The 383-nt window shown below is 61.6% G+C and carries 1 protein-coding gene; it reads right to left on the bottom strand.

Translation table 11 applies throughout. The features are described 5' to 3' along the window. Positions 1-383 (bottom strand): acyl-CoA dehydrogenase family protein (locus EOA19_RS35105; RefSeq protein WP_206638178.1); only part of this gene is annotated, 383 nt, incomplete at both ends.

Here is a 383-nt window from a genome sequence, read left to right as displayed (position 1 = left end):
GCCCCTTCATGCCCTTCTCCAGCACGAAGCCGCGAATCTCGTTGTCATGCGCAGCCGATTTCGCCCAAACGACAAAGACGTCGGCGATCGGCGCGTTGGAAATCCACATTTTCGAGCCGGAGATCTTGTAGCCGTTCGCGGTCTTTTCGGCGCGCGTCTTCATGCCGCCCGGGTCGGAACCGGCATCCGGCTCGGTCAGGCCGAAGCAGCCGATCCATTCGCCGCTGGCGAGCTTCGGCAGGTATTTCTTGCGTTGGGCCTCCGAGCCATAGGCATGGATCGGATACATCACCAGCGACGACTGCACGCTCATCATCGAGCGATAGCCCGAGTCGATGCGCTCGACTTCCCGCGCCACCAGCCCATAGGTGACATAGTTGGCG

The sequence above is a fragment of the Mesorhizobium sp. M7A.F.Ca.US.010.02.1.1 genome, from assembly GCF_004023085.1.
Taxonomy (GTDB): Bacteria; Pseudomonadota; Alphaproteobacteria; order Rhizobiales; family Rhizobiaceae; genus Mesorhizobium.
This window is presented reverse-complemented; position numbering and strand designations above follow the sequence as displayed.